Annotated in this window: 5 protein-coding genes, 1 tRNA gene, 2 rRNA genes and 1 pseudogene; all 9 read left to right on the top strand. The window is 60.1% G+C overall.

Annotated features, from left to right (window positions below):
- Positions 1–23 precede the first annotated feature (23 nt).
- The 9 genes and pseudogenes from rrf (J9893_RS09600) (at position 24) to J9893_RS09560 (ending at position 8,935) form a co-directional block, all read left to right on the top strand.
- Positions 24–138: ribosomal RNA gene (gene rrf, locus J9893_RS09600) — 5S ribosomal RNA — on the top strand.
- Between the two features lie 47 nt (positions 139–185).
- Positions 186–261: transfer RNA gene (locus tag J9893_RS09595), tRNA-Thr, on the top strand.
- A 22-nt stretch (positions 262–283) separates the two neighbouring features.
- Positions 284–398, top strand: a 5S ribosomal RNA gene (gene rrf, locus J9893_RS09590).
- Between the two features lie 164 nt (positions 399–562).
- Positions 563–1,528 carry a transcriptional regulator EbgR gene (gene ebgR, locus J9893_RS09585; protein WP_045522472.1) on the top strand — a complete coding sequence of 322 codons (966 nt, stop codon included), beginning with the start codon at positions 563–565 and terminating at the stop codon, positions 1,526–1,528.
- A 321-nt stretch (positions 1,529–1,849) separates the two neighbouring features.
- Positions 1,850–4,924, top strand: a complete 3,075-nt coding sequence (ebgA, locus tag J9893_RS09580; protein WP_210600824.1) for a beta-galactosidase subunit alpha — start codon at positions 1,850–1,852, stop codon at positions 4,922–4,924.
- Positions 4,921–5,376, top strand: coding sequence for a beta-galactosidase subunit beta (locus tag J9893_RS09575; RefSeq protein WP_049637045.1), 456 nt, complete (start codon positions 4,921–4,923; stop codon positions 5,374–5,376). The genes ebgA and J9893_RS09575 overlap by 4 nt, the downstream gene beginning before the upstream one ends.
- A gap of 101 nt (positions 5,377–5,477) precedes the next feature.
- Positions 5,478–6,923 carry an amino acid permease gene (locus J9893_RS09570; RefSeq protein WP_210600825.1) on the top strand — a complete coding sequence of 482 codons (1,446 nt, stop codon included), beginning with the start codon at positions 5,478–5,480 and terminating at the stop codon, positions 6,921–6,923.
- Positions 6,924–6,985: 62 nt separating this feature from the next.
- Positions 6,986–7,323: pseudogene (locus J9893_RS09565) on the top strand (tRNA-binding protein).
- A 166-nt stretch (positions 7,324–7,489) separates the two neighbouring features.
- On the top strand, positions 7,490–8,935 hold the full coding sequence (locus J9893_RS09560; RefSeq protein ID WP_143238219.1) for an amino acid permease: 1,446 nt from the start codon (positions 7,490–7,492) through the stop codon (positions 8,933–8,935).
- The last annotated feature ends 231 nt before the right edge of the window (positions 8,936–9,166 follow it).

The following is a 9,166-nucleotide window of genomic DNA, read 5'->3' as shown; positions in this document are numbered from 1 at the left end:
GCTTTCTCAGATTGAAGATTTTGCCTGGCGGCAATAGCGCAGTGGAACCACCTGACCCCATGCCGAACTCAGAAGTGAAACGCTGTAGCGCCGATGGTAGTGTGGCATTCGCCATGCGAGAGTAGGACACTGCCAGGCACCCAATTTTAGATTACGCATTGAGCGTGGTCTTTACCGGTTAGTGTGCTGATATGGCTCAGTCGGTAGAGCGCATCCTTGGTAAGGATGAGGTCCCCAGTTCGATTCTGGGTATCAGCACCATTTTCAAGCAGTACAGCTTTTGCCTGACGGCAATAGCGCCGTGGAACCACCTGATCCCATGCCGAACTCAGAAGTGAAACGCGGTAGCGCCGATGGTAGTGTGGCATTCGCCATGCGAGAGTAGGACACTGTCAGGCACCTATTCAGAAGAGGCCTCCCATGCGGGAGGCCTTTTTGCATTTCTGTCCTCCCGCCGCAATTCCCTGCTTCTATTTCAGTAAAAATGCTGGGCTATCAAGGGATTGCTCGTTACTCTTTAGCCGTTGCCCGATGAACACGTGATGCTGCCTGCGAGGTATTGATGGCTACGTTGAAGGAAATTGCACAGGAGGCGGGGGTATCGCTTGCTACCGTATCCCGTGTGCTGAACGAGGATCCCAGCCTGAGCGTCAAGGACGAGACCAGGCAGAAGATCTTCGAGATTGCCGAGCGGCTGGAGTACAAGACCAGCAGCGCCCGCAAAGGGGTGCACAAGAGCAAGCTGCAGCTCCTGGCTGTCTACGCCTATCCCCAGAGCACCGAGGTCAACGATCCCTATTACCTCGCCATCCGCTACGGCATCGAGACCCAGTGCACCCGCCTCAACATCGAGCTGGCCCACTGTTACAACGGTGCCGAGGGGCGTGAGCTCTCTGCCGTCGATGGCATCCTGGTCATCGGCCATCTGCCGGAAGAACGGCTGGCCGTGCTGCGCGGCCTGTCTGCCCAGCTGGTGTTCGTGGATTGCCGCTCCCAGGGGGATTTTGACTCGATTGACGTGGATCTGGCACTCATCAGCCAGCAGGTAGTGGACTTCTTCATCGCCGAGGGCCATCAGCGCATCGGCTATATCGGTGGCCAGGATGATGGCCCGGATCTGCGGGAACTCGCTTTTCGCGATTATGGCCAGCGGCTTGGCGTGGTACAGGAGAGCGATCTCTATCGCGGAGACTTCTCCAGCGCTTCCGGCTACCAGTTGGCGAAGGAGATGCTGGCCGGCGACTGGCCCAGGGCACTGTTTGTCGCCTCCGACTCCATCGCCATCGGCGTGCTGCGTGCCATCCACGAGAAGGGACTGGCGATTCCCCAGCAGATCGAGCTTATCAGCGTCAACGATATCCCGACCGCCAAGTTCACCTTCCCGCCGCTCTCAACGGTGCGGATCCACTCCGAGTTGATGGGCTCCCAGGGAGTCAATCTGTTGGTCGAACGGCTACGTGACGAGCGGGATATCCCGCTGCGGGTGCTGGTACCGAGCAAGTTGACCCTGCGCGGCACCACGCGCTGAGTTTAGTAAAATTCTCTGCGTTTTAGTTGCGCCATCTTGCGGTGGTGCGACACCCCTCCCAAGCAAACCTCTTTCCCATATCATCCAACAACTTCATATCATATTGTTTTATAATTAATTTCATTGCAGTTCAGCCTACTGCTATCAACATCCATGCCACTCATTCATATCTTGCTCTCCTTTATCTCCCACTTCTGATCTCGCTCACAAAACCATCCGCTCACTGTGATCAGGTTAAAACTTTACCTATTCAGAACTGATATTTAGTAAATGTTTATCTAGAGTTTACCCAGTTAACGTTGCCTTGTTCCGGGAGGACATGTGAATAACTGGGAAAACGTCCAATTCGTTGGTGAAAACAGGCTGGCCCCGCGCGCCTACTTCTTCTCTTATGCCGACCACGTGCTGGCGGCCACCATGCAGCGGGAGCTGAGCCGCCGTTTTCTGAGCCTGAGCGGCCAGTGGCAGTTCCACTACTTCGACCATCCCCTGCAGGTGCCGGAGGCCTTCTATCACAGCCCCATGAGCGAGTGGGGCCAGATCACCGTGCCCAACATGTGGCAGATGGAAGGACATGGTCAGCTGCAGTACACCGACGAAGGTTTTCCCTTCCCCATCGATGTGCCCTTCGTGCCGACCAACAACCCCACCGGCGCCTATCAGCGCAGCTTCACGCTGAGCCCGGCCTGGGACGGCGAGCAGGTGATCATCAAGTTTGACGGGGTGGAGACCTACTTCGAGGTCTATGTAAACGGCCACTACGTCGGCTTCAGCAAGGGGAGCCGCCTCACCGCCGAGTTCGATATCAGCGCCTACGCCAACATCGGCGAGAACCTGCTGTCGGTGCGGGTGATGCAGTGGGCTGACTCCACCTATATCGAAGATCAGGACATGTGGTGGATGGCGGGGATCTTCCGCGACGTCTATCTGGTGGGCAAACCGGCCGCCCATGTGCAGGATTTCTTCATCCGCACCGCGCTGGCCGACGACAATCAAAGCGCCACCCTGAGCTGCGATATCCAGCTGGAAAATCTGGGTGCGCCTGCCCGTGATCACCGTCTGGTCTGGTCCCTGCTGGATCAGGGCAGCGAGATCGCCAGTGGCTCGCTCGACCATCTCGCCATCGACGGCAAGTGTGATTGCCGCTTCACGCTGGATCTGGCCAACCCCCATCTCTGGAGTGCCGAAGATCCTTACCTCTATCAGCTGCAACTCTCCCTCTACAACGGTCAGGGCGAGCTGCTGGAAGTGATCCCGCAGCGAGTCGGGGTGCGTGAAATCACCGTCAAGGATGGCCGCTTCCATGTCAACGGCCACTACCTCAAGCTGCACGGGGTGAACCGCCACGACAACGACCACCTCAAGAGCCGCGCGGTCGGCATGGACCGTGTTGAGCGCGATATCGTGTTGATGAAGCAGCACAACCTCAACTCGGTGCGCACCGCCCACTACCCGAACGACCCTCGCTTCTATGAGCTGTGCGACCAGTACGGTCTGTTCGTGATGGCGGAGACCGACGTGGAGACCCACGGCTTTGCCAACGTCGGCGATCTCAGCCGCATCACTGACGACCCCTTCTGGGAGCCGGTGTTCGTGGACAGGATCGAGCGCCACGTTCACGCCCAGAAGAACAACCCCTCCATCATCATCTGGTCGCTCGGCAACGAGTCCGGCTACGGCTGCAACATCAGAGCCATGTACCAGCGCTGCAAGGGGATCGACCCGACCCGGCTGGTGCACTACGAAGAGGATCGCGACGCCGAGGTGGTGGACGTGGTGAGTACCATGTATTCCCGCGTCTCCCAGATGAACTGCTTCGGCGAGTTCCCGATGGCGAAGCCGCGCATCCTCTGCGAATACGCCCACGCCATGGGCAACGGCCCGGGTGGTCTCAGCGAATATCAGCAGGTGTTTGACCGTCATCCCCACATTCAGGGTCACTACATCTGGGAGTGGTGCGATCACGGCATTCTGGATCAGGACGAGCATGGCCGCCCGGTCTACAAGTACGGCGGCGACTACGGCGACTACCCCAACAACTACAACTTCTGCATGGATGGCCTCATCTATCCGGATCAGACCCCGGGGCCGGGCCTGCGCGAATACAAGCAGGTGATCTGTCCGGTCAAGATTCGCGCCCTGGATCTGGCCAGCGGCAAGCTGGAAGTGGAAAACCGCTACTGGTTCTCCACTCTCGACGACATCCGTCTGCTGGTCGAAGTGAAGGCCGAGGGCGAGCTGCTGGCCAGCCAGCAAATCCGGTTGGAAGGGATTGCTCCCGGTGCCACCACTGCGCTACAACTCGAGCTGCCATCCCTTGATGGGCGGGAAACCTTCGTCCAGCTGCGGGTCATCAAGGCCACTGCCACCCGTTACAGCGCGGCGGAGCACGAGCTGGGCCAGTACCAGTTCCGGCTGAAAGAGTCGACTCGCCAGCTGCAGCCCTTTGCCAATCCCAACGCTACTCCGTTGGATATCGCTGATGAGCGCCTCGCGCTGACCTTGAGCGGTAGCGGCTTTGCCCTGCGCTTCTCGCGCCTCGACGGCAAGCTGGTGAGCTGGCAGCAGGATGGTATCGAGCTCATCGAGCGTTCGCCGCGCCTCACCTTCTTCAAGCCGATGATCGACAACCACAAGCAGGAGTACGAGAGCCTGTGGCACCCCAACCACCTGCAGATCATGCAGGAGCACTTCCGCACCTTAAGCTGGCGTCAGCTGTGCGAGGCGGTCGAGGTGACGGTCGAGAGTCTGATCGCGCCGCCGGTGTTCGACTTCGGCATGCGTTGCCGCTACGTCTACACCCTGAGCCCGAATGGTCAGCTGCATGTGGCACTGTCCGGTCAGCCCTATGGCGGCTATGACGACATCATTCCCAAGATCGGCTTCGAGCTGGGCATTCGTCAGGATCTCGACCGGGTGCACTACTACGGCATGGGGCCGGGCGAGAACTATCAGGACAGTCGCCAGAGCAACTGGATCGACAGCTTCCAGAGCACAGTCGGCGAGATGTGGGAGCACTACCCCTTCCCGCAGGACAACGGCAACCGCCAGCAGGTGCGCTGGGCGACCCTGACCAACCGCCACGGTACCGGTCTCTACGTCCGCCCCGATGCCCCCATCAACCTGAGCGTCTGGCCCTACAGTTGGGAGCATATCCACGCGGCGCAGCACATCAACGAGCTGGAGCCCTGCGGTTATCTCACCCTCAATCTGGATCACAAGGTACTGGGGCTCGGCTCCAACTCCTGGGGCTCCGAGGTGCTGGACTCCTGGCGGGTGCGCTTCGAACCGTTCAGCTTCGGCCTGACCCTGCTGCCCATCGCCCGTGGCAACCTCAATCCGGCTGCGCTGGCCGGGCTCGATCTCACCATCAACGGCGGGAGGAACCTCGCATGATCACCCTGGACAACCTGACCCTGTTCAAAAACATCTACCGGGAGGGCAAGAAGTGGGGCCGCTGCGTGGAGGCCATCAACAACCTGCCGAACCTCAAGCCCGGCATCTGTCACTCCATCGGTGACTCCCTCACCTACCGCTTGCAGGAGGGGGCCAGCCCGGCCACCTCACTGTTCGAGGGGCAGCGCCGCTACTTCGACGTTCACTACTACCTGGAAGGGGAAGAGACGGTGGAGTGGGCCCCCAAGTCGGAGCTGGGGGTCGAGCAGGCCTATGACGACACCACGGACCGCGAGTGGCTGGCCGGTGAGGTGCGCGAGCGCCAGCAAGTCGGCAACGGTCAGGTGGTGATCTTCGAGAACGACGAGGCTTACCGGTTCGCAGGCGACAGCCCGGTGCGCAAGCTGATCATCAAGGTCACCGTCGAAGGCGGCTACTTCAAAAACAAATAACAAGCCGCCGGTTCTGCACTGACAAAGCCGGAAGGGCGGGGCTCACCCTACAAATCATGCCCCGCTCTCTCGCGAGATAACTACAGGTCTGGAGATGCACCATGTCTGATTCCAAACGCAACACGATAGGCAAGTTTGGTCTGCTGTCGCTCACCTTCGCGGCGGTATTCAGCTTCAACAACGTCATCAACAACAACATCGAGATCGGTCTGGCCTCGGCCCCGATGTTCTTTCTGGCCACCCTTTTTTACTTCATTCCGTTCTGTCTGATCATTGCGGAGTTCGTGTCACTGAACAAAAACTCCGAAGCGGGGGTGTATGCCTGGGTGAAGAGCTCCCTCGGCGGTCGCTGGGCCTTCATCTCCGCCTACACCTACTGGTTCGTGAACCTCTTCTTCTTCACCTCCTTGCTGCCGCGGGTCATCGCCTACGCCTCCTATGCCTTCCTCGGCTACGAGTACATTCTCACCCCGGTGGCGACCACGGCCTTGAGCATGGTGCTGTTTGCCTTTGCCACCTACGTCTCCACCAACGGCGCCAAGATGCTCGGCCCCATCACCTCGGTGACCTCGTCCCTGATGCTGCTGCTGACCCTCTCCTACATTCTGCTGGCAGGTGCGGCACTGGTGGGCGGCGTACAACCGGCTGACCCCATCACGGTAGAGGCCATGGTCCCCGATTTCAGCTGGGCCTTCCTCGGCATCACCACCTGGATCTTTATGGCAGCCGGTGGCGCCGAGTCGGTGGCGGTCTACGTCAATGACGTGAAGGGCGGATCCAAATCCTTCGTGAAGGTGATCATCGTCGCCGGGATCTTTATCGGGGTGCTCTACTCCATCGCATCGCTGTTGATCAACGTGTTCGTCCACAGCGACACCCTGAAATACACCGGCGGCTCGGTGCAGGTGTTCGAGGGGCTGGCGGCCTACTTCGGCCTGCCTGAGATCCTGATGAACCGCTTCGTCGGGCTGGTCTCCTTCACCGCCATGTTCGGTTCCCTGCTGATGTGGACGGCGACCCCGGTGAAGATCTTCTTCTCCGAGATCCCGGCCGGCATCTTCGGCAAGAAGACGGTCGAGCTGAACGAGCACGGCGTGCCCGCCCGCGCAGCCTGGATCCAGTACCTTATCGTGCTGCCGCTGATGGTGATCCCGACTCTGGGCTCCAACACCGCGCAGGATCTGATGAACACCGTCATCAACATGACCGCTGCCGCCTCCATGCTGCCGCCGCTGTTCATCATGCTGGCCTACCTCAATCTGCGGCTGAAGCTCGACCACCTGCCGCGGGAGTTCAAGATGGGCTCGCGCTCCACCGGCATCGCCGTGGTCTCGGTGCTGATCGTCCTCTTCTCGGTGGGCTTCCTCGCCTCCACCTTCCCGACCGGCGCCGACATCATGACCATCGTCTTCTACAACGTCGGCGGGATCGTGATTTTCCTCGGCTTCGCCTGGTGGAAATACAACCGCTACGAGGCCTCCCTCAGCGCCGAGGCGCGCGCGAAAGAGGCCGAGCCAGCGGCGCAGGTCGTCATCCAGCCGTCATGACCCCATCAAACCGGGTGGCCGTTGGCCACCCGCAAACCGTTGAACCAGAAAAGGAAAAGTGCATGAGCGAGACGATCGAGTTTGCCGAATTCAAACGGGTCGAGATGAAGGTGGGCAAGGTGCTGGAGGTGGTGCGCCACCCCGGGCCGACAAACTCTATATCGTCCAGATCGACGTGGGTGGCGAGCGGCCGCTGCAGACCGTCACCAGTCTGGTGCCTTACTACAGCGAAGAGGAGCTGATGGGCAGCGAGGTGGTGGTACTGACCAACCTTAAGCCCACCAAAATGCGCGGTGAGCGATCCGAGTGCATGTTGCTCTGCGCCGAGACCCCGGACGAGAGCCAGAGTGTGCTGCTGCAACCGCGGGTGCCGATGGCGCCGGGCACTCCGATCGTCTGAATGGTATTGCGAGCCGGTGCGGGTGATTGCACCGGTTCACCAACGAGGCCGTCCACGCGGCCCGCTCATAACAAGAGAGTAAAGGGCAGGGTCGACAGACCCTTGCCAAACACATCACAGAGTCACAGCGTTACCCGCAGGGAGCGCGAGTCCACTGGAGGACACCATGTCTGAATCCGTACGCGGCACCATAGGCAAGTTTGCCCTGTTGTCGATGACCTTTGCCGCCGTGTTCAACGTGCGCAACATCGTCAACAACAACATCGAGCTGGGGCTCAGTTCCGCCCCCATCTTCCTGCTGGCGACCCTCGTCTACTTCATCCCGTTCGTCTTCATCATTGCCGAGTTCGTCTCGGCCAACAAAAACTCCGAGTCGGGGATGTACGACTGGCTGAAAAAACCGCTCGGCACCCGGATGGCCTATCTGGGCTCGTTTCTCTACTGGTTCGTGAACCTGTTCTGGTTCGTCTCCCTGCTGCCCAACGTCATCGCCTACGCCTCCTACGCCATGCTGGGCTATGAGTACAGCTTCTCGCCCATGGTCACCTCGGTCATCTCCATCGTGCTGTTTGCGGCGGCGACCCACATCTCCACCAAGGGGGCGAGCTGGCTTGGCAAGATTGCCGAAATAGTGGCCTACGGCGTCTTCGCCCTGTTCGCCATCTATGTGCTGGGCGCCCTGATGGCTTTGAGTGGCGATCATGTACCGGCCCAGCCCATCACGCTGGAGGCGATGACCCCTACCGTCAACTGGGCGACCCTCGGCATCATGTGCTGGATCTTCCAGGCGGCGGGCGGTGCCGAGACCGCAGCGGCCTACCTCAATGACGTGAAGGGGGGCCAGAAGTCCTTCATCAAGGTGATCATCAGTGCCGGTATCGTCATCGGTGCCATGTATGCGGTCGGTTCCCTTTTGGTGAACGTGTTCGTGCCGCGCGAGAGCCTCACCTATGCCGGCGGCATGGTGGAGATCTTCACCGGCATGGCCCAGTACTTCGGGCTCTCCGAGGCGCTGGTGGGCCGCTTCGTCGGCGTGGTGCTGTTCATCGCCATGTTCGGCTCCATGATGATGTGGACCTCGGCGCCGGTGAAGATCCACTTCTCCGAGATCCCGAAGGGGGTTTACGGCGAGAAGACCACCCAGCTCAACGAGCACGGGGTGCCGGTGCGCGCCGCCTGGTGGCAGTTTGTCTTCGTGTTCGCGATGCTGGTGGTCAACGGCTTCGGCTCGGAATCGGTGCAGCAGATGATGAACACCGCCATCAACCTCACCGCCGGCACCGCCATGCTGCCACCGATCTTCATCATGGTGGCCTACTTCGTGTTCCGCTGGAAACATGACGACACCCCGCGCGACTTCCGCATGGGGTCGCGCACCTTCGGGATGGGGGTGGTGTCGGTGCTGATCGCCATTTTCGTGGTGAGCATGAGTGCCTCCGCCTTCCCGGCCGGGGTGGATCTGGTGCGCGCCTTCTTCATCAACGTCTTCATGACCGCGGTCTTCTCGGCGCTGGCCTACTGGTGGATCTCCCGCTTCGAGAAGCGGCAGGCCCGCAAGTCAGGTGGCAACGAGAAGAAAGCGGGCAGCGGCCCCCTGGCCAGCCAGCGCTGACCGGCATGTGGCAAACAGGAGACGGGCGACCTTGGTCGCCCGTTTTTTGTTGGCCGGATCCGGGGCCGGAGGGGCAAAATCGTTTAGTTTTGCTGTGAGAATGCGCGTTATCGTTTAACAAAATGAAACAAATGAAGCTGCCGCTCAACTTTGCACCACAGGGTGTTCGGGGTAAGCTTGTCCCTTCGTATCCGGGGTCGCCGCCTGATGACGCCTTCCCCGTGCCCTGTC

The organism is Aeromonas sp. MaB10011B (assembly GCF_017939325.1).
Taxonomy (GTDB): Bacteria; Pseudomonadota; Gammaproteobacteria; order Enterobacterales; family Aeromonadaceae; genus Aeromonas; species Aeromonas caviae.
The sequence above is the reverse complement of the archived record's forward strand: the minus strand, read 5'-3'. Positions and strand labels throughout refer to the sequence as shown.